Source organism: Algibacter sp. L1A34, assembly GCF_009796805.1.
Lineage (GTDB): Bacteria > Bacteroidota > Bacteroidia > Flavobacteriales > Flavobacteriaceae > Algibacter.
On record NZ_CP047029.1, the window covers coordinates 4,602,524 to 4,622,932 of the forward strand.

Below are 20,409 nucleotides of genomic sequence, written 5' to 3' on the forward strand. Positions count from 1 at the left end.
TTGTTAAAATAAATATTACGTAATTTAATTACCTATTTAAATTAAGGTGAATATTAAAACATAAATTATAGGTTGCTTTAAATTTTATGAAATTACAAATAATCCCTTTTGAACAGCAATACGCAAAAGATTTTTACAACTTAAACATAGAGTGGTTGCAATCTCTTTTTTATGTTGAACCTTACGATGATGTAGTGCTAAGTAACTCTAAAGAACATATTATAGACCAAGGTGGATATATATTTTTCGCTAAACTTGATAACGATATTATTGGCACGGTGGCTCTAATGAAGACGAAAGATACTGATAATTTTGAATTAACCAAAATGGCCGTTTCCCCAAAACATCGCGGATTAAAAATTGGCCAGAAATTAATGCATCATGTCATAGAGTTTGCGAAAACAAAACAGATTTCTAAACTTATTATTTATTCTAACCGAAAGCTAGAAAATGCTATTTACATTTATGAAAAAAATGGTTTTATTGAAATCCCGTTGGAAGAAAACAACCAATATAACCGAGCAGATATTAAAATGGAATTAGTATTTTGAATATGTAAGATTTTATCTTTTTTTATTGATTAGAATAACTAAAATTTACTTTGATTTTTTCAAAAAAACAATTAACTTCGTTAAGTATTTCTATACCAAATCATTCTGAATCAATTGAGACGAACAAAAATTCATACTACCAAAAAGTTAGAAAAGTTAGTTAAGAAACTTATCTCAACAGACAAAGAAACTGATTGCGGAATTTTAGGAAAATGGAATGCTACAGTGTTTTATGTAGACAGAAAAAAATGTTGGTTAATTACAAACGGATATACTAAATACAATGTAATTTTGACTGATATAAAAGCATCGGAATTAAGCAACATTGAAGAAATTTTTAAGGATGCTCTTTTCGGACAGCTAATTTATGATGGAATAATAATTGACTTTGAAAACCTGAATTCAATTATTGGTAGTCTAGATTTTCTTCCAACCGATAATGACCGAAGCACTACAGGATTCCAAAATCAACGACTTGAACAATTGGATTGGTGGAAAAATGATTTTGGATCTTTAGAAAAAATGCCAATAAAAGATTTAGCCAACCGAATGAACAATAGTCCAATTCACATTGGAAAAAGTAAAAAAATGTCTGATTTCACCTATTCTATTGAAGAAATAAAAAAATTATTAATGGAATAAAAACCTCTATCAACATCAATAGAGATTATTGATATTCTTATGATTCTAATGGTATTTCTGGTAATTTATTTTTAAAACTTGGAGCTGTCTCTCTATAAGAAACAACTTTCTTCTTAGAAATAATCACTAACAAATCTTCACTTAAAGTAAATAGAGTTCCTGTTCTAAAAGATTCCATTAGCAATGTTTCCAATTCGGCAATGGCCTCCTTTAAAGTAAACTGTTTGTAAAGCTCTTCTTCCGTATAACGGTATTTAAATTGAAAAACTTCTTTACCATCAACTACAAATAAACGCATGTATACATTTGATAAACTTTCACTTCGTTTAACAGGTTTACTTAGTGTAAGTTTTACAAACTCATCCTTTATTAGGCTTTGTTGTAATTTTTCGAAATATTCTTTAAATTCACTCATGCTGCAAAGATAAAAAACTATTTATATTTTACTCATAAACTCTAGCACGCAAATATGTTCAAAACCCGAAATTTAGATACTGTTTGATTAAATACTCAAATAAAAAAGCTTTTGACTTTCTAAAACAAAACAGTTAACTTCGTTTTACATTAAAACCCTTTCACAAAAAATCATCAGTAAACATGAAGTACATTAGCCGCTAACTGAAACAAAAAACACTAAATAGAATATGGACTTAAAAAATCCTTTCACATTTTTCCCTTTACTAATAATAACAAATATTGCAGCATATGTACTAACTATTGTTATTAGCAAGCTTTGGAATTACGTCTATAATCATCAAGAAACGCTACCTAGAGAGGAAATAATTGGTTCAATAATTATTTTATGCATAAATATTGTAATAGCGATACCAGGATATTTATTATGGCTTAATGGTATTATTACATTTTCTGAATCTAGTGTTTGGGTCTCTTTTATTAGTGTGTTTTTGTTAATGGATTTTTTAATGTATGTTTTACATTACCTATCTCATAGCTTAGGAATATTAAAGAAAATCCATGCAAAGCATCATGAACATACCGATAGGTTTAACTCGGTTAGTTTATACCATATGTCTCCATGGGAATCTATATTTTTTGGACTTTTACTAACTATGATAACCATATTGTTTCAATTTAATATTTATGGTTTTATTTTATTTCTGTTTTTTAATTGGGTTTATGGTTTAATAACTCATTTAAATGGGAACACTTATAAACCATCTTTATTTATTTTCACGACAAATACATTTCATAAAGCGCACCATAAACTCAACAATAAAAACTTTGGATTTTACACCTTTTTTTGGGATAAATTATTTAAAACTGAAGTAAAAAATTAATCCTTAAACAGATTTTTAAAAGCTTAGTAAAAACAAAACGTCTACAAACTTTCTCTCACACTAGCCTAAAAAAAACCTCTGCAAACACCAGCGTTAGGGATTGATGCGGCATCCTTTTTTGTACTAGCCTTAATATTCTATAAAATAACGAAACTTATGCATTGCCTCTACCTAATTAAGATGCCAAAATAATTGAGTACAAAAAAGATACAGCGGAAAGCCCGACCCATTTTCGGGTAACGCCATAAAAAAAACGATTGATAAACTTAACAGCTTATCAATCGTTTTTTAAAATTAAATATTTCTTTAAAATATTAGCCTTTTAACCAAGCTTCACGTAATGCTTTTTGAGCATCGGTAGCATCGGCTTTTTCGAAGATACCGTCGCCTATAGTGTAAGATTTTGTGGTTGTGGTGTTGATTTCAATGTCTTTACCATCGCGCTCCAAGGTAACGTGTATATCTGTTCCTGGAGACCACATAAACATTTTTTGCAATAAATCGTTAGCGTTTGCCATAGTGAACAGCTCGCCGTCTATGGCTTTTAAAACATCGTTTGCTTGCACACCTTGCTCGTTCCAGAAACTATTGTCTTTTACGGCATCTATAAAAAACACTTGTCCTTTTTCTGGATTAGCACCAAATAAAAGTGTTCCTGCATTATGCACGTAGCTGGTTTCGACTTTTCCTTCGCCAATTTCTAAGCCTACTCTGTTTAAAAACTGGTTGTAGTTAATTGGAATATCCCCAATAACATGATTATCGAAAAAATCGCGTAACGACGGGTAAGTCATGGCTACAATTTCGTCTATTAATTTATCGTCTTCGAAAGGTTTATCCTTTCCGTATTTATTAGAAAGTTCTTTCATTAGTGATAAAATACCGCGATGTCCATTACTTTCTTCTCGCATCATAATATCGATACACATGCCTATTAATGCGCCTTTTTGATACACATTTAGGTATTGATCTTTGTACGGTGCTTTTAATACGTTTTCGCTCATTATGGTAAAGCTCATAGCATCGTTTAGGTTTTTAGATGCTTGTACTTTTTCCATTATTTTATTAAAAAATTCATCTTCTGTAACTAAACCTTCACTAACTTGAAATAAGGTTGCAAAATATTCGGTAACACCTTCGTACATCCATAAATGTTTAGAGAATGTTGGGTTGTTATAATCAAAATAATGAACATCCTCGGAATGCACGCTTAATGGCGTTACAATGTGGAAAAACTCGTGAGATACTACATCTGTCATGCTGCTTGCAAGCATTTCTTCGTCCATGTCTTCTGGTAATACCACTACGGTAGATGTGTGGTGCTCTAATGCGCCAAAACCTTTAGGAGAATCGTCTGCACCATCAGATAAATACAAATAAATATCGTAACGTGGTGTTGTATTTATATCTCCTAAAAAGGCTTTTTGCGCTTCCATCATTTTAAAAATAGTCTCTTTTAATGAGGCTGCGGTATGTACCTTATTTGGAGAATATACGCTTAATACAATTTTAATATCGCCAACCATGAACTCTTCGACATCTAAATCGCCGTACATCATTGGGTTATCGGTAATATCGAAATAACGTGGTGCAAAATAGCTAGTGGTTATGCTTTTACCATCTTCGCTAGTTTTAGAATCTACAGTTTGTAATGCCGAAGTACGAACAAAATCTGCAGGACCTGTAATATCTACTTTATATTGGTTGTTTTTTAAAGTATCGAAATACCCAATAAAACCGTGCAAATTAAGCACATAGTTTTCTGGTTCTATATTTGTTCCAGATGGTGAAAATGGCTCTTCGCCACCTATACCGCCTTTGGTTTCAATATCGAAAGTATCGTTTACCAAATATGTTATTTTATCTAGTTGTTTTGCATTTGCTATAGTCCAAGTATTAGCATCGACCTTAACTACTGGCATGCTTTCTCCTTTATAGTTAATGGCTTTAAAATCGTCTATATATTTCCCGAAATCACTTACCGAATAGGTCCCCTGCACTACTCTTGGCAGCCTATAGGTAACGCTCGATACTGTAAAACGTCCAGGATTAATAATTACTGGTGCTTTATCGTTAGTAACGTTGTTTAAATTAATAGAAGTTTCTATTGGTAAACTTACGGCTAAATCGTTTTTAGCATTTTTTGTAGAACTACAACTTGATAATAAAATCCCCATCATGACAGATGCGGAAAGGAACTTGATATTCATATATTACTTTTAATTTAATTATAGATTGCCATAGATTTAGTGTGGTACAACCTAGATTTATAATCACTTAATTTTAACTAAACACATAGAATGTATAGCAAATTAACGCTAATGGCTTAGTTATAAACAAGTGACGTCGAAAATACTATTATGTTGCATATTAATCTCCTAAGGTTTTGTTAAATTCGCAGCATGCAAAAACCATTAGTTAGCATTTTAATTCCGTTTAAAAACACGGAAACCTATTTAAAACCATGCTTAACCTCTATTATTGAGCAAAGTTATCCCAATTGGGAATTACTTATTATTGACGACGGTTCTACGGACCAAAGTTTCGATATTGTAAATTCTTTCGCTCTAAAAGATAAAAGAATTCAACTTTTTAAAAATTTTGGAAACGGTATCATTGATGCCTTAAAACTGGCTTTTTCTAAAAGTAGCGGTGAACTTATTACCCGCATGGATAGTGATGATATTATGCAACCTAACAAAATTGAGGTTCTAGCAAATAACTTGTTAACCCACGGAAAGCAACATGTTGCCGTTGGCTTGGTGAATTACTTCTCGGAAGATGGCATAAAGGACGGTTATAAAAGTTATGAGGTTTGGTTGAATAACTTAACTGAAAAAGGTTCTAATTTTTCTGAAATTTATAAAGAATGTGTTATTCCCTCGCCTTGTTGGATGCTTTACCGAAGTGATTTAATTGCTTGCAATGCCTTTAACCCAAACTTATATCCTGAAGATTACGATTTAGCTTTTCGGTTTTACAAGCATGGTTTTAAATGCATACCATGTGCTGATGTTTTACACAATTGGCGTGATTATAACAGTAGAACCTCACGCACGCATTTGCATTATGCCGAAAATCATTTTATTGATATTAAACTGAAGTATTTTTTAGAACTCGATTATGATAAAGACAAAACCTTGGTGATTTGGGGTGCTGGAAAAAAAGGTAAAACCATTGCAAAAAAACTGATTGAAAAACAGATAAAATTTGAATGGATTTGCGATAACCCAAATAAAATAGGTCGTGATATTTATGGTGTTATTCTCAAGCCTTTTAGTTATTTAAAAGACGAAGGAAACGCACAAAGCATTATTACTGTTGCCAATAAAATCGAGCAAAAAGAGATTTTAATTTATATGAAGAATTTAAACCTGAAACAGATTGAAGATTATGTTTTTTTCTGTTAATCTTTATTTTTGATATCTATTATTAGAAAAACATGCGGGAAGTTGTGGCAATATTTTTTTCATTCTCTATATTTGTCTAATTATAAAAAAACATGCAGTTTAAACACCCCGAACTTCTTTACGCCTTATTTTTACTGCTTATCCCTATTATTGTTCATTTATTTCAATTACGGAAATTTGAAAAAGTAAACTTTACCAACGTTGCCTTTTTAAAAGAAGCCAAACTTCAAGCCCGGAAAAGTTCTCAGATAAAAAAATGGCTTATTCTCTTTACAAGATTATTACTTTTAGCCTGTATTGTATTGGCTTTTGCACAACCTTTTACAACAAAAACAAATGCTTTTAAATCTAAAAAGGAAACCGTGATTTATTTAGACAATTCCTTTAGTATGCAAGCCAAAGGTAGTCAAGGCCAACTTTTAAAACGTGCCGTACAAGATATTATAGAGCATGTTCCCGAAGATGAAAACATAACCTTTTTAACCAATAATTCGGTTTTTAAGAATACAACGATTAAAACTATAAAAAACGAACTACTGCAACTGGATTATGCCGCTACACCACTTACAACACAAGCTGCATTTTTAAAGAGTAATACTTTTTTTAGTAAAGAAAAAAGTAGTTTAAAAAACTTAATTTATATATCAGATTTTCAGGAAAGCAACAATAGATTTTCAATTGAAAAGGATTCTTTAAAAACAAATTATTTTGTTCAACTAAAACCTGTAAATACTGAAAACGTAGCGATTGATAGTGCTTTTATTTCTGAAAAAACAGCATCCGAAATTCAATTAACCGTGCTTTTAAAGAACAACGGAAAACTTATTGAAAATCTACCAGTTTCTCTTTTTAATAACGATACCTTAATTGCAAAAACATCGGTTAGTATTGAGAAAGCAGCGAATACTACATTCACCTTACCAACAAACAAAATAGTAAACGGTAAAATAACTATAGACGATGCGAGTTTACAGTTTGATAACAGCTTGTTTTTTAATATTAATAATACATCTAAAGTTAATGTTTTAACCATAAATGAAGCGGATGACAATTTTTTAAAACGTATTTACACCGCTGATGAATTTAATTATACAGCTTCGGAATTAAAACAATTAAACTATAATATTTTAGAGGCTCAGAATCTTATTGTTTTAAATGAAATAAATACAATCCCGAGTGCGTTAATTACCGCTTTAAAACAATTCGCAAGTCAAGGTGGTGCATTGGTTATTATTCCTTCTAACAGCATTACAATAACATCTTATAACGATTTGTTGCAAAACTTTCAATCTACTTTTAAAGATTTTAATAAAACCGAAAAACGCATCACGACTATAAATTATGCGCATCCGTTATTTAATAATGGTGTGTTTGAAAAAAAGGTGAGCAATTTTCAATACCCTAAAGTAAACGGGCTTTATATTATTAATGCAGCCAACTCGTCTTCTATTCTTAAATATGAAGATAACAGCCCATTTCTATTTCAAAATAAAAACACGTTTGTGTTTACGTCTGCTTTAAATAGTGATAATTCAAACTTTAAAAATTCGCCCTTAATTGTTCCAACACTTTATAATATTGGAAAGTTTAGTTTTAAAATTCCCGAATTGTATTACACCATCGGGAAAAACAATAGTTTTGAAGTAAACACGCAATTGCAACAAGATGCTGTTTTAACTCTATCTAACACAACTGTAAACATGATTCCCGAACAGCAACTTTTTAATAATAAAGTGCTTATAAAAACTTCGGAAACGCCTAATACTGCGAGTATTTATCAAGTGAAAAACAAAACAGAAATTATTAAAAACGTGAGTTATAATTATGATAGAACGGAAAGTAATTTACTTTACACCAATTTATCGAACACAGAAAACATCAATCTCAACAACTCTGTTGCTCAAGTTTTTGACACCATAAAAAGTGATGCAAAAATTAATGCGCTATGGAAATGGTTTTATTTTTGCACTAGCGTTTTTACTTACTGAAATGTGCATATTAAAATATTTTAAATGAACATACTTATAAAATCGGCCACGATAATAGATTCTAAAAGCGAGTTTCATAACAGTACTCAAGATATATTAATTGAAAATGGCGTGATTACTTCCATTGCAAAGTCTATTAAAAACCCAAACAAATATCAAGAAATTCAACTTGATAATTTACATATTTCTCAAGGGTGGTTTGATAGTAGCGTCTGTTTTGGAGAACCTGGTTATGAAGAACGTGACACAATAGCAAACGGTTTAAAAACTGCTGCAGCTTCTGGTTTTACAGCCGTAGCAATGAACGCGAATAGTAATCCAGTTATCGACTCGAACTCTAATATTACTTTTGTAAACGCCAAAGCTCAAAACCATGCCGTAAGCTTATTACCTATTGGTGCTTTAACCGTTGGAAGTAAAGGTGAAGATTTAGCCGAATTATTTGATATGACATCTGCCGGAGCAGTTGCTTTTTATGATTATAAAAAACCGATTTCTAATCCCAACTTAATGAAAATTGCGCTGCAATACGCAAGTAATTTTAACGGATTAGTCTGCGCCTTTCCTCAGGAAAATAAAATTGCTGGCCGTGGTGTAATGAATGAAAACGTAACAAGTACAACTCTTGGTTTAAAAGGTATTCCTGCTATTGCGGAAGAATTACAAATAACTCGTGATATATTTCTATTAGAATATACAGGCGGAAAGTTACATATCCCAACTATATCAACAGCTAAATCTGTAGATTTAATTCGTGAAGCGAAAAAGAAAAAATTAGATATTACTTGTAGTGTAGCCATCCATAATTTATACTTTACAGATGCCGCATTAAACGATTTTAACACACATTTTAAAGTATTACCTCCATTACGTATACAAAGTGATGTGGACGCTTTAATTGAAGGTGTAAAAGACGGCACAATAGATATGGTTACCAGCGACCATAACCCTATAGATATTGAGCATAAAAAAATTGAATTCGACCATGCCAAATATGGCACTATTGGTTTAGAGTCTGCTTTTGGCGCGCTTCAATCCTTATTCACCATAAAAAAATCTATTGATATTTTAACCAAAGGAAAATCTAGATTTGGTTTAGAAAACACACCTCTAAACATTGGAAACAAAGCAAATTTATCGTTATTTAATCCTGATACTAAATACACGTTTTCTAAAAACGACATCATATCAAAATCTAAAAATGCAATTTTTGAAGGCGAATCTTTAAAAGGCAAAGCATATGGTATTATTTCTAACAATAAAATTTCTATAAACTCATAATTTAAATGACAACACAAGATATTGAAACCGGCCGTAAAAACGCCATAATTAGCTACCTAACCTTAATTGGAGTTATTATTGCTTATTATTTAAACAATGAAAACAAGAGTGCTTTTGCTAGTTTCCATATCCGCCAATCTTTAGGGTTATGGCTTACTTTTTTTGCATTAGGACGCATAGCGGGAAGTTTTGATAGCTGGTATATAAGCTCTGGTTTTTATTTGTTTTTTGCGGTTTTATTCATTTTTGGTTTTTCTAATGCTATTGGTAAAAAAGCAGAACCAGTTCCTCTTGTTGGTAATTTATATCAAAAACTCTTTGCTAAGCTTGGGATGTAAATAATACGATTATATTAAAATTTCCTAAAAAAATACAAACCTCAAAATATCAAGTTATTTCTTGATGTATTAAATTCTCTTTATAATGAATACGTCTCTTTCTTTAAAACATATTATCCGTAAATCATCGTTAACCGAAAATGCGCCGTTATTAATTTTACTACATGGTTATGGTAGTGATGAAAACGATTTATTTTCATTCGCGGGTGAATTACCTGAAGAACTTTTTATCATTTCAGTAAGAGCACCATACCCAATGCAACCTTCTGGAAATGCTTGGTACGCTATTAATTTTGATGCTGAAAAAGGAAAATGGAGCGATAATGAACAAGCTATCTTATCCCGTGATTTAATTGCTAAATTTATTGATGAAGCTATTGAAACGTATCCTGTAAATAAAAATAACGTATCGCTTTTAGGTTTTAGTCAAGGTTCTATTTTAAGTTATGCTGTGGCACTTACTTATCCAGAAAAAAATTAAAAACATCGTTGCTTTAAGCGGTTATATTAATCCAGATATTTTCCCGAAACCTATTCAAAAAGAAGATTATGCGCATTTAGATTTTTACTGTTCTCATGGTAGCGTAGATCAAGTTATACCTGTAGATTGGGCAAGACAAAACGCACCTTATTTGAGTAAATTAAACATAAAGCATAAATATTCGGAATTCCCTGTTGGGCACGGTGTTGCTCCGCAAAACTTCTTTGAATTAAAAGAATGGTTAACTGCTCGTATCTAAAATTAGGTTATAATAAAATTAATTAACAACTAAACTCTTCATTATGGAGAGTTTTTTTTGTTTTAAAATCGACAACTTAATCGTTAATTTTTAACCATATCGATAAATTAAGATGAAAAAATTTAAGCCATTTGTAAAAAGGCTTTTTATCTCTATTTTTGAAAGAAAAAGCAACTTTTTAGATGAAACTTTTACTCGATAAAATGTACATTTGTACATAATATTTTCACAAAAACATACTTTAATTAAGTAATTTAACCCCTATAGTATAATTATTATGAAACTTAAATCCCCCTTATTTAAAAGCTTACTATTTACAATTTTACTAGCCTGTATTGCCTTAACGTCTTGTGAAGACGATTGATACATCTGACGATTGTTTTAAACCTACCTTCACTACAGAACATACTTCTGGAACCACTTATGTGTTTTCTCCAGAATTTGAAATATTAAATGGAACCGAAATTAAAGAAGGCTATATCTTAAAGTTTTTTGTTGACGGAGAATATAAATATCAAGCCTTAGGAGCTGCATGGGATGAAGGCGAGTTTAGAACTACTTTAGAGCCTGGTAGTCACGAAATTTGTTTTGAATTAACCACAAACGATTGTAGTGAAACGAGAAACAGTTGTGAAACCATTGAAGTTGGAGATTGCTTTAATCCAGATTTTACCATTTCGTTATTTTCTGAAGGTTATTACCAAATAAAACCCGATTTTGAATTATTAAATGGTACAAGTATTAAAGAAGGTTATATCTTAAAATATTACTTAGACAACGAATACAAAGCTACAGCTTGGGGTGAAGCTTGGGATCAAGGAAACTTTTTTGTATCACTAGAGCCCGGAACTTACGAGGTGTGCTATGGACTAATTACAGATGCTTGCCCAGAAGAACAGTTTAGTTGCCAAACTGTAACGGTACCGTAAGCCTAACTCGCCAAATGTTTTCTAGATATTAGTCAACTTTTATTGTTAGGATAACAAAGAATCTGATTTTTATTCTTTAATTTCTGTATTAAAAATCAAATTAATAATTTGGCTGTTTTTGTAAAAAACTCAGACTTTTCCTAGAACCTATATTAGCAATGTTTTATTAATGCTACTAACTTGAGCTTATAATTCAAAATCTCTTAAAAAAGCTTCCTTAGCTATTTCTAATTCACGATTTAACGTAGTTTTTAACTCTTTTAGTAAAGATGCATGATTAATTGATTCGGATTTTATTTCATTCCTAACCACGCATTGAGTGTAAGCTTTAATAAAAGGGTTTGAAAAGAAATACAAACCAGAATCTCTATTAAATCTTATAATTTCAGAACGGCTTGGCGTAGTCAGCTCATCCAAATATTTTTTTAAATTTGTACCTTGATAATTAACGTTTGTTTTTATAATTTCATCCTTAACTTCAATTACAGAGACTGCTTCTTTATTTATAGCTAGAATAGCAATTAATAAATCCTTAGGGTTTTCTTGTTTTCGAGCATGAATTATTTTAGTAGCGTTTTCATATATAGACTTATATGTATCAGAATTTTCGTTTATAAATTCATCTAAAGCCAATTCAAATGAAGATTTATTTATTGAAATAACTTTACCTTTTGTAGTCTTATTAATATTTTCTTCTTCGCATAAAAGGAGTGATAATTGATGGGTAACTGCCGGCAAACCACTTGAATATGTTACGATTTTTTCAATCGTTTCACTCGGAAACTTTACGTTTAACAGTCTTTCTCCTTCAGAGATTATATTTTTTAGGTTGTCATTAGTCATTAATGGAATTTCGATTTCTGAAATTCTACTTTTCATTTCAGGGTCAAATTGAACAACTTCTCTTGCTGAATTAACTGCTCCTATGGCAATTATCTTGAGATTAGAATAGTCTACAGAAGAATCCATAAAAACTTTCATTACTTGCGCTAGCTGTACTTTATCTTCCGATTTAATTTTATGGTAATCTTCTAAAAACCAGCATCTTCCTGTGCTTCCCCTATAAATTTTGCTAATGTTTGAGGGTTTATGGGCAACTCTACAGCTCTTTTAATCGATAATTTTTCTCCTTCAGATACATCAGAACCTAAACTTGCCTTTATTCCAAAGTAAGATGCACTTAACGTTCCTCCAATTTTATCAGATTCATTATTCTCTTTTTGAGAGACATAAAATATTTCTAGTTGATTAAAAGCATCAATTAGTATTTCAGAGAGTGTCATTCCTAATATACACCTTGTTATTACAGGATTTAATTTTTCTTGCTTTAAAGTATTTGTTAGTAATGTTGTTTTTCCTGCACCAGAATAACCATAAATAATAATCTGTTTACCTGGAGTTTTTAAAGCTCTTTTTAGTCTCTTATTAACTCTATCTCTAGGTATAAATGTATAATTTGCTGGTTGGCTAGGAGTGAATACTTCTTCCAAATTAAAATACTTCTTTCTCATATTACGCTTTAATTAAGACCAACATAAATATAAACTTAATTTCTAAACAAAAAAACCTGTCTAGCTCAAAAAAAACTAGACAGGTTATTTATATATTACTTCATTTCTTTTAACTATTTACAACTAATCTGAATCCTTCACCATGTATGTTAAGTATTTCTACTTTTGGATCTAATTTTAAATACTTACGCAGTTTTGCTATGTAAACATCCATACTCCTAGATGTAAAATAATTATCATCCCTCCAAATTTTAGTAAGTGCTAGTTCACGAGGCATTAAATCATTTTCATGTAATGCTAATAAACGTAACAATTCGTTTTCTTTTGGTGATAATTTTACAGGATCTGTACCATTATGACTTAAAAAACGAAGTTTAGAATTTAAATCGAAGCCTCCTATTTTAAATTCAAATTGCTTACTATCAGAAACTGTTTCTGTAGCTTTTCTTTGAATAATAGCCTTAATTTTCATTAATAACACCTCACTATCAAACGGTTTGTTTAAATAGTCGTCTGCTCCTACTTTATAACCTTTAAGAACATCTTCCTTCATGGTTTTAGCAGTTAAGAAAACAATAGGCACATCCGTATTTTTTTCACGTATTTCTTTAGCTAATGTAAAACCATCTTTATAAGGCATCATAACATCTAAAATACACAAATCGAAATCGTCCTTTTTGAATTTTTCAAAACCTTCCATACCATTTTTAGCATGGGTTACGTCATAATCATTCATCATTAAATAATCCTTAAGTACAGTTCCAAAATTTGGATCATCTTCTACTAATAAAATTCTCTTTTTATGCTCTTCCATAATTTACGATATTAACGGAAGCCTTACGGTAAAGGTACTTCCTTTGTCTTTTTCACTTTCTACTGTTATATGACCTTGGTGATCATCTACTATTCGTTTCACGTATGCTAAACCCAGTCCATGGCCTTTAACATTGTGTATATTTCCAGTATGTTCTCTATAAAACTTTTCGAACACACGTTTCAAGGCAGCTTTACTCATTCCGCTACCTTGATCTTTAATTTTTAATAAAATGCTGGTTCCAACATTTTCTGTATACACATCTATCTTTGGTGCTTCTGGTGAATATTTTATAGCATTATCCAAAATATTAACTACCACATTTGTAAAATGTGTTTCATTTGCTAAAATACATGTGCTTTCGGCATCAAGATGTGTATGTATATAACCTTCTCTATCTTCAACAATAAGCTGAACATGCGTAATAGCATCTTCAATTAATTCGTGAAAATCAACACGTTCTTTACTTATATTAAGCTCGTTTTTCTCAAGCTTAGAAATACGTAATACATTTTCAACCTGAGCATGCATACGTTTATTTTCTTCTTTAATCATGTTTAGATAACGGATTACCTTATCACGATCCCCAATAATTTTTGGGTTTTTAATAGAGTCTAAAGCCAAATTTATTGTTGCTATTGGCGTTTTAAACTCATGTGTCATGTTATTTATAAAATCGGTTTTAATTTCCGAAATTTTACGCTGTTTCATTAACTGATAAAGTGCGCCTGAATAAGCCATAATTATAATTAACGTAAACACAATAGATAACAAAATCATACCTATTATAGTCGATAAAATAAACTTACCATCTTCTGGAAAATTAACTAATAATTTATACGGACTGCCTGTATTCATATTAGAAAAAATGGGAACAGAAAAAGTCGATTTCTTATCATATTCAAACGAATCACTTTGTATTTTTGTTGCCAAATCATTACTATAAATAGCAAATTCAAATTTGATATTTATAGAATCTTCTTTAAGCTTTCTAGTCAACATATCTTCAATAGTTTCTCGTGAAACTCTTTGATGTATTGGTCGTCTTTGTGCAATATCCTTATAAAGATCTTCAAATAAAATTTTATCGGTTGTAGACATTTTCTCCAAAACCAACAACTTATCATTAGAACTTAAATCAAAATCCGATCCTTTATTGCTATACACTCTCGTTTGGCGTTCATTATAAATGCGTTTTACATTTATAGTATCCAACCCCATGTCAAAAAGCGGTGAGCTCAACTTATAATTTTCCTCTAAAATACCACTACTATAAACTACAATTTCTTTAGAGTCTGAGTCCTCTTGAATTATATTTAAATTACGAATAGCCGCCGTATCTACAGCAACACCTTGTAAAACCAAATTCTGAAGTTTATATACATACTCCGATTCTTCCTTTGTTTCAATTGTATTCGAAACATAATAAAGTGCCGTTTTAACGCTACTTCTAAAACGCTCCTTTTCGTTCTTAACAGAATTGTTAATATAGTAAGCCTGAATTGAAATTATACCAATTAAGGATAAGCTCATTAACAATATTAAAACAAAAATTATGCGTTTACTCATTAGTCAAAATTAACATTTTAACATTTACTAAAACAGCTTTTAACCTTACATTAACAAAAATGTTAAAATTCTATGATTTCTGTATTTTCTTAAGGATTTGTGCATGCACAGAAGATACCTGATTTTTAGTTTTTTCCAAGTCTACATTTTCAATTACAAAATGTGAAAGTTTCACTTTTTCTGCATCACTCCATTGATTCTTCATGATTGCAATAATTTTTTCTTCGGAAGTATTATCGCGAACCAAAACACGCTTTATTTTAGCATCTTTTGGTGCTGTTACAGCAATTACGTAATCGCAAAGTTTATCACCACCATTTTCAAACAAAATAGCCACTTCCTTTATTACATAAGGCGTATTTTGCTTTTTCGCCCATTTCTCGAAGTGCCTAGCCACTCTAGGATGTATAATAGCATTCATTTGTTTCAGCATATTTTTATCAGTAAAAATAATACTGGCAATAAATGGTTTATTCAAATTATTATCAACATAGGCTTGCTCTCCAAATAATTGGATAAGTTTTCGTTTAATGATTTTAGACTTACGCATTAGCTTTTTGGCTTCATCATCGGCTATATAAACCGGAACGCCTAATGTCAAAAACATTTTCGCCACCGTTGTTTTACCGCTACCAATACCTCCTGTAAGTCCTACTACAATCATTTTGTTATAATAAATTCTATAAGTTGTTGATTAATTTTTGCGTTTTTAACCTGTGCTGGAATCTTTACCAATTCTGGAGTTAAGGTCGATGCTTTTGCTACTTTACTGTAATCGCAAACCACTTTAAAATCCTTTACCGTAACACTATTAAAATTCTTTAAACTCACGTAATAAGATACGTTAATTTCTTTTGGAAAATATTTGATTTTCAAAGAATCGGGACTATTAATAATTTGAACAGGAACTTTCAATTTTCCTTCAGTAAACTTTTCAACTTTTGCCTTTAAAATAGATGTTTTAGTTGAAAATTTTAAATCAGCCAAATTCGGAAGATTTAATTCTAATTTTTTAGTAATATCAGTTTTAACATCAATTAAATTTACAGGTTTTGTTTCTATAAAATCCAATTTTGAAACTAAAATATTTGGTCCAATTATAGTAATTGAATCTGGTTGTAACTTATAATCTCCAGAAACATCGTAACCTAACGAAAAACTTACTTCCGATTTCAACCTAACAGGTACTTTTTTAACCATATTAACACCATACTTAAAGTAAAGCGTATCTGGAGAGATGTTTAATAATTCCACCTGACTTTCAAATTGCGTATTTGCCAAATATTTAATCGATTTATGCCAAACATAAGCGGAGTCTTTTCTGTAAACATCTTTAGAAAAATCAATTTTAACCTTAGGCGTGCTCATGTAATAATTCAACCATTTAAAACCATGCGTTTTTAAGGTTATAGCCAAAACATTAGTGCTATCGTTTAAGATAACATGCTCTTGTGGCACGTTTTCCATCTCTATATTAAACACCAAAGTATTAGTATATTCTTTAGATAATTTATTAAAAATTAAGATAATAAAAGCCGACACCAAAAAGAGCAGAAAAATATTAATTTTTTTACTTTTTATGGAAGACAATAAATGGGACTTTAATTTTTTTATCATTTCGATTTAAAAAATAATTTAGGAAAATGATTCTCAGGATCTTTATTTAATACTGAAACTGCTATTGTCGATTTTAAAAACCCATAACCATATCCAAAAAACTGAATAATTATTGCAGGGATTGCCAAAATAGAAACTATAATATTTTTTGTTGAAAATAATGCTAAAATAAACGCTATTCCGAAGTAAAACAAATAAGCATTAAGTGGAAAATTTATATTAACGAAGTTCAACAAAATAGAACCTAAAAATCCTAAACAAAATAAGGTAGGAAACCAATAGGTTATTTTTTTAGTTGAAGGATGCCACCTATTTAAAATAGGTCGCACCATACCAAATTTATTTACTTGTTTGTAAAAATTACTCCAAGAAATTCGGCGTTTATGATACACGAAAGCTTCGGGAATTAAAGTAGTTTTAAATCCCAAATCCCATAAACGAATAGATAAATCGGGATCTTCCCCAGGATGTATAAGTCCAAAACCTTGCGAAGCTAAAAAGGCCGCTTTAGAAAGCCCCATATTAAAACTCCTTGGCTGAAAAGTATCTACACTATTTTTATTTCCACGAATTCCTCCTGTTGTTATAAATGAAGTCATCGAAAAATTAATCGCTTTTTGCAAATTAGTAAACGATTCATGAGCCGCATCTGGTCCGCCAAAACAATCTACATAGTTTGCATCCAACCCTTTTTCAACTTCCGATAAATACTGCTCTGGTAAAATACAATCGGAATCTAAAATAATAAAATAATTACCTTTAGCCTTTTGCATGCCATAATTTCGAGAATCTCCAGGTCCTGAATTTTCTTTAAAGTAGTATGAAATATCTAACTTATTTTGAAACTCCTCTACAATAGTTTTTGATAATAAAGTAGATCCATCTTCAACAATAACTATTTCAAAATCTGTATCCGTTTTTAAACCCACAAAACTCTCCAAAAGTTCTTGGGTTTCGTCTGGACGGTTATAAACTGGAATTATGAATGAAAACTCTAATTGCATAACACAAAAGTAACAAAAAAGCCACCCTTTTACAGGTGGCTTTTCATAATATAAAAAATATATTTTCTATTTTTCTTGAGCGTCTACAAAAGCACTCATTACCTCGTCACTAACACCCATGTTGCTAAAACCACCATCATGAAATAAGTTTTGAAGCGTTACACGTTTAGTTAAGTCACTAAACATAGATATTGTATAGTTTGCACAATCTAACGCCGTAGCATTACCAAGTGGCGACATTTTATCTGCATAAGCAATAAAACCATCAAAACCTTTTACTCCGCTACCTGCAGTAGTTGGTGTTGGCGATTGAGAAATAGTGTTTACACGTACGTTTTTATCTCTTCCAAAGAAATATCCAAAACTACGAGCTACACTTTCTAAATATGCCTTATTATCAGCCATATCATTATAATCAGGAAATACACGTTGTGCAGCCATATAAGTTAAAGCTACAATTGATCCCCACTCGTTCATAGCATCTGCTTTGTAAAGCGTTTGCATTACTTTATGAAAAGACATTGCAGAAACATCTGTTCCTTTTTGTGTCCAAGCATAATTCTGGTCGGTATAATGCTTCCCTTTACGTACGTTAATAGACATTCCGATAGAGTGTAAAACAAAATCAATTTTACCCCCAAGAATTTCCATAGATTTTTCTACTAAATTCTGTAAATCTTCTTCCGAAGTAGCATCAGCTGGAATAATCTGAGAACCTGTTTTTTCTGCCAATTCACTAATTTGTCCCATTCTCATGGCAACTGGTGCATTTGTTAAAACAAAAGTTCCACCTTCTTCATGAACACGTTCTGCTGTTTTCCAAGCAATTGAATTCTCATCTAATGCTCCAAAAATAATTCCTCTTTTTCCTTTTAGTAAATTGTACATATTAATTGGTTTATTTCCCTTATTTAACAAAATCTTAATTCAGATTTTCCTCATTGCTATTCCTTTTTTAGAAATATAATACGGGAAGTATTTTTTAGGTTATTGATTAATTTAACGGCGCAAAAATACTAAACTTTAAACTTTAAAACTTAAAACCTTAAGTTTTTTTAATTCAGTAGCTCCTTAGCGTGTGCTATAGCTGATGATGACATCTCTATTCCACCCAACATTTGTGCAATTTCCACAATACGTTCGTCGTGGTTTAACTTCACTAAATTGGTTCGAGTAACATCGTCCACATCCTCTTTATACACTTTAAAATGCGAATGTCCTTTAGCTGCGACCTGCGGTAAATGGGTTATAGAAAATACTTGCATAGTTTTACTCATATCCTGCATAATATCGCCCATTTTGTTTGAAATCTCACCAGAAACACCAGTGTCAATCTCATCGAACATTATAGTTGGTAATTGAATATAGTTTGATAAAACCGATTTTATAGCTAGCATAATTCGTGATAGCTCACCACCCGATGCTGCTTTTTTAAGTTCATTGAATTGCCCTCCTTTATTTGCAGAAAACAAGAATATTAACTCATCTTGTCCATTTGCAAAAAAGGCCTCTTTAAGATGAACTTCAATTTTAAACTGCGCATTAGGCATGCCTAAACTTGCTAAAATAGTTTCTAACTCTTGTTTTAACTGAGGAATTACAGCAATACGTGTTTTATGAATTTCTTTAGAAACTTTATTTATCTGCTTCGTTTTAGAAGAAATTTCATGTTCTTTTTTCTGAATATTTTCATCTAGACTCTCGGTAGCCGAAACTTTTTCTTCTAGTGTATTTTTAATTTGAATAAGCTCTGCTACATCTTCAGCAACATGCTTTTGCATTAAATTATGAATAGTTTTAAGTTTTGCATCTACCACTTCTAATCGTGCAGGATCGGCATCTAGTTCTTCTTGCAAAGCATCTACTTCACTAAAAACATCGTCCATTTCAATGAGACTACTATTAACACGATTAAACAAATCCTCATATTTTGAAGATAATCCAGAAAGCTTTTGAAATACATTTTTTAAGTTCGTTAAACTCCCTAAAACACCTACTTCTTCTTCTGTTAATAATTGATGTGCCTCCGATAATTTTTCTTGAATACCCTCTATATTATTAAGGGTTTCGTATTCTTCTTCTAGTGATTCCAACTCACCATCAACTAAATTAGCTTCAACTAACTCATTCAATAAAAAGGAATTGTAATCATGTTCTTTTATAGCTTCCGCCTGAAAAATTAAAAGTTCTTTTAACTCCTTCTGAAGTTTTTTATATCCTTTTAATCCTAATTTATATTCTTGTAAAACGGAATCGTTATTAGCTAAAGCATCGATAATTTGAAACTGAAAACCATTATCAGTCAACTGCATGGTTTGATGCTGAGAATGAATATCGATTAAACGTTCTCCCAAAACTTGTAAACCTTTTAAATTTACAGGAGAATCGTTTACAAAAGCTCGTGATTTCCCCGAAGGTAATATTTCACGACGAATAATAGTCTGCTCTTCATAATCAAAGTCTTCAGCTTCAAAAAGTGCTTTCAGATTATAATTCGACACACTGAAAACAGCCTCAATAACACACTTTTTCGTAGCATCTTTCAAACTACTTAAATCGGCACGTTTTCCTAGAATTAAAGATAAACCACCAAGAAGTATAGATTTTCCTGCTCCAGTTTCACCTGTGATTATAGAAAACCCATCGTTAAAATTAACCTGTAAATGATCGATTAATGCGTAATTTTTTATAGAAAGCGATGTTAGCATTTTTTGTAG

The 20,409-nt window shown here is 31.0% G+C and carries 19 protein-coding genes and 1 pseudogene; 9 read left to right on the plus strand and 11 right to left on the minus strand.

Annotated elements, in window-relative coordinates:
* The first annotated feature begins 86 nt into the window (after nucleotides 1-86).
* Complete coding sequence (locus tag GQR97_RS19450) at nucleotides 87-551, plus strand: GNAT family N-acetyltransferase (RefSeq protein WP_158851451.1); 465 nt, start codon at nucleotides 87-89, stop codon at nucleotides 549-551.
* Between the two features lie 114 nt (nucleotides 552-665).
* On the plus strand, nucleotides 666-1,193 hold the full coding sequence (locus GQR97_RS19455; RefSeq protein ID WP_158851453.1) for a DUF6933 domain-containing protein: 528 nt from the start codon (nucleotides 666-668) through the stop codon (nucleotides 1,191-1,193).
* Nucleotides 1,194-1,230: 37 nt separating this feature from the next.
* Here the strand turns inward: GQR97_RS19455 and GQR97_RS19460 are convergent, their stop codons facing one another.
* Complete coding sequence (locus GQR97_RS19460; protein WP_158851456.1) at nucleotides 1,231-1,608, minus strand: hypothetical protein; 378 nt, start codon at nucleotides 1,606-1,608, stop codon at nucleotides 1,231-1,233.
* 229 nt (nucleotides 1,609-1,837) lie between these two features.
* Here GQR97_RS19460 and GQR97_RS19465 point away from each other — a divergent pair, with 229 nt between their 5' ends.
* A complete protein-coding gene (locus tag GQR97_RS19465) occupies nucleotides 1,838-2,491 on the plus strand; it encodes a sterol desaturase family protein (protein WP_158851457.1) in 654 nt (217 codons plus the stop codon).
* Nucleotides 2,492-2,805: 314 nt separating this feature from the next.
* Here the strand turns inward: GQR97_RS19465 and GQR97_RS19470 are convergent, their stop codons facing one another.
* Nucleotides 2,806-4,701 (minus strand): peptidase M61, encoded by a 1,896-nt coding sequence (locus tag GQR97_RS19470; RefSeq protein ID WP_158851459.1) that lies wholly within the window; start codon nucleotides 4,699-4,701, stop codon nucleotides 2,806-2,808.
* Between the two features lie 192 nt (nucleotides 4,702-4,893).
* Here GQR97_RS19470 and GQR97_RS19475 point away from each other — a divergent pair, with 192 nt between their 5' ends.
* The 6 genes and pseudogenes from GQR97_RS19475 (at nucleotide 4,894) to GQR97_RS19500 (ending at nucleotide 11,177) form a co-directional block, all read left to right on the plus strand.
* Nucleotides 4,894-5,901 (plus strand): glycosyltransferase family 2 protein, encoded by a 1,008-nt coding sequence (locus tag GQR97_RS19475; protein WP_158851461.1) that lies wholly within the window; start codon nucleotides 4,894-4,896, stop codon nucleotides 5,899-5,901.
* A 92-nt stretch (nucleotides 5,902-5,993) separates the two neighbouring features.
* Nucleotides 5,994-7,889: a BatA domain-containing protein gene (locus tag GQR97_RS19480; protein ID WP_233267577.1), complete on the plus strand. Its 1,896-nt coding sequence runs from the start codon at nucleotides 5,994-5,996 to the stop codon at nucleotides 7,887-7,889.
* A gap of 24 nt (nucleotides 7,890-7,913) precedes the next feature.
* A complete protein-coding gene (locus GQR97_RS19485) occupies nucleotides 7,914-9,170 on the plus strand; it encodes a dihydroorotase (RefSeq protein ID WP_158851463.1) in 1,257 nt (418 codons plus the stop codon).
* Nucleotides 9,171-9,175: 5 nt separating this feature from the next.
* Complete coding sequence (locus GQR97_RS19490; RefSeq protein WP_158851465.1) at nucleotides 9,176-9,508, plus strand: hypothetical protein; 333 nt, start codon at nucleotides 9,176-9,178, stop codon at nucleotides 9,506-9,508.
* Between the two features lie 85 nt (nucleotides 9,509-9,593).
* A pseudogene (locus GQR97_RS19495) lies at nucleotides 9,594-10,248 on the plus strand (alpha/beta hydrolase).
* Nucleotides 10,249-10,598: 350 nt separating this feature from the next.
* Nucleotides 10,599-11,177: a hypothetical protein gene (locus tag GQR97_RS19500; RefSeq protein ID WP_158851467.1), complete on the plus strand. Its 579-nt coding sequence runs from the start codon at nucleotides 10,599-10,601 to the stop codon at nucleotides 11,175-11,177.
* Between the two features lie 186 nt (nucleotides 11,178-11,363).
* On the opposite strand, the gene GQR97_RS19505 is transcribed toward GQR97_RS19500, so the two are convergent.
* The 9 genes from GQR97_RS19505 to recN all read right to left on the minus strand — a co-directional run bounded on the left by GQR97_RS19505 (nucleotide 11,364) and on the right by recN (nucleotide 20,400).
* On the minus strand, nucleotides 11,364-12,146 hold the full coding sequence (locus GQR97_RS19505) for a hypothetical protein (protein WP_158851469.1): 783 nt from the start codon (nucleotides 12,144-12,146) through the stop codon (nucleotides 11,364-11,366).
* Between the two features lie 62 nt (nucleotides 12,147-12,208).
* Nucleotides 12,209-12,688, minus strand: a complete 480-nt coding sequence (locus tag GQR97_RS19510) for a hypothetical protein (protein WP_158851470.1) — start codon at nucleotides 12,686-12,688, stop codon at nucleotides 12,209-12,211.
* Nucleotides 12,689-12,797: 109 nt separating this feature from the next.
* Complete coding sequence (locus GQR97_RS19515; RefSeq protein ID WP_158851473.1) at nucleotides 12,798-13,502, minus strand: response regulator transcription factor; 705 nt, start codon at nucleotides 13,500-13,502, stop codon at nucleotides 12,798-12,800.
* Between the two features lie 3 nt (nucleotides 13,503-13,505).
* Nucleotides 13,506-15,071: a sensor histidine kinase gene (locus GQR97_RS19520; protein WP_233267578.1), complete on the minus strand. Its 1,566-nt coding sequence runs from the start codon at nucleotides 15,069-15,071 to the stop codon at nucleotides 13,506-13,508.
* 70 nt (nucleotides 15,072-15,141) lie between these two features.
* Nucleotides 15,142-15,735 (minus strand): dephospho-CoA kinase, encoded by a 594-nt coding sequence (gene coaE, locus GQR97_RS19525; RefSeq protein ID WP_158851475.1) that lies wholly within the window; start codon nucleotides 15,733-15,735, stop codon nucleotides 15,142-15,144.
* Nucleotides 15,732-16,688, minus strand: a complete 957-nt coding sequence (locus tag GQR97_RS19530; protein WP_233267579.1) for a CdaR family protein — start codon at nucleotides 16,686-16,688, stop codon at nucleotides 15,732-15,734. Before GQR97_RS19530 ends, coaE begins: the two co-directional genes overlap by 4 nt.
* On the minus strand, nucleotides 16,685-17,692 hold the full coding sequence (locus tag GQR97_RS19535; protein WP_158851477.1) for a glycosyltransferase: 1,008 nt from the start codon (nucleotides 17,690-17,692) through the stop codon (nucleotides 16,685-16,687). Before GQR97_RS19535 ends, GQR97_RS19530 begins: the two co-directional genes overlap by 4 nt.
* Before the next feature lie 66 nt (nucleotides 17,693-17,758).
* A complete protein-coding gene (locus GQR97_RS19540; protein ID WP_158851479.1) occupies nucleotides 17,759-18,580 on the minus strand; it encodes an enoyl-ACP reductase in 822 nt (273 codons plus the stop codon).
* Between the two features lie 167 nt (nucleotides 18,581-18,747).
* Nucleotides 18,748-20,400, minus strand: coding sequence for a DNA repair protein RecN (gene recN, locus GQR97_RS19545; protein ID WP_158851481.1), 1,653 nt, complete (start codon nucleotides 20,398-20,400; stop codon nucleotides 18,748-18,750).
* Nucleotides 20,401-20,409 lie beyond the last annotated feature (9 nt).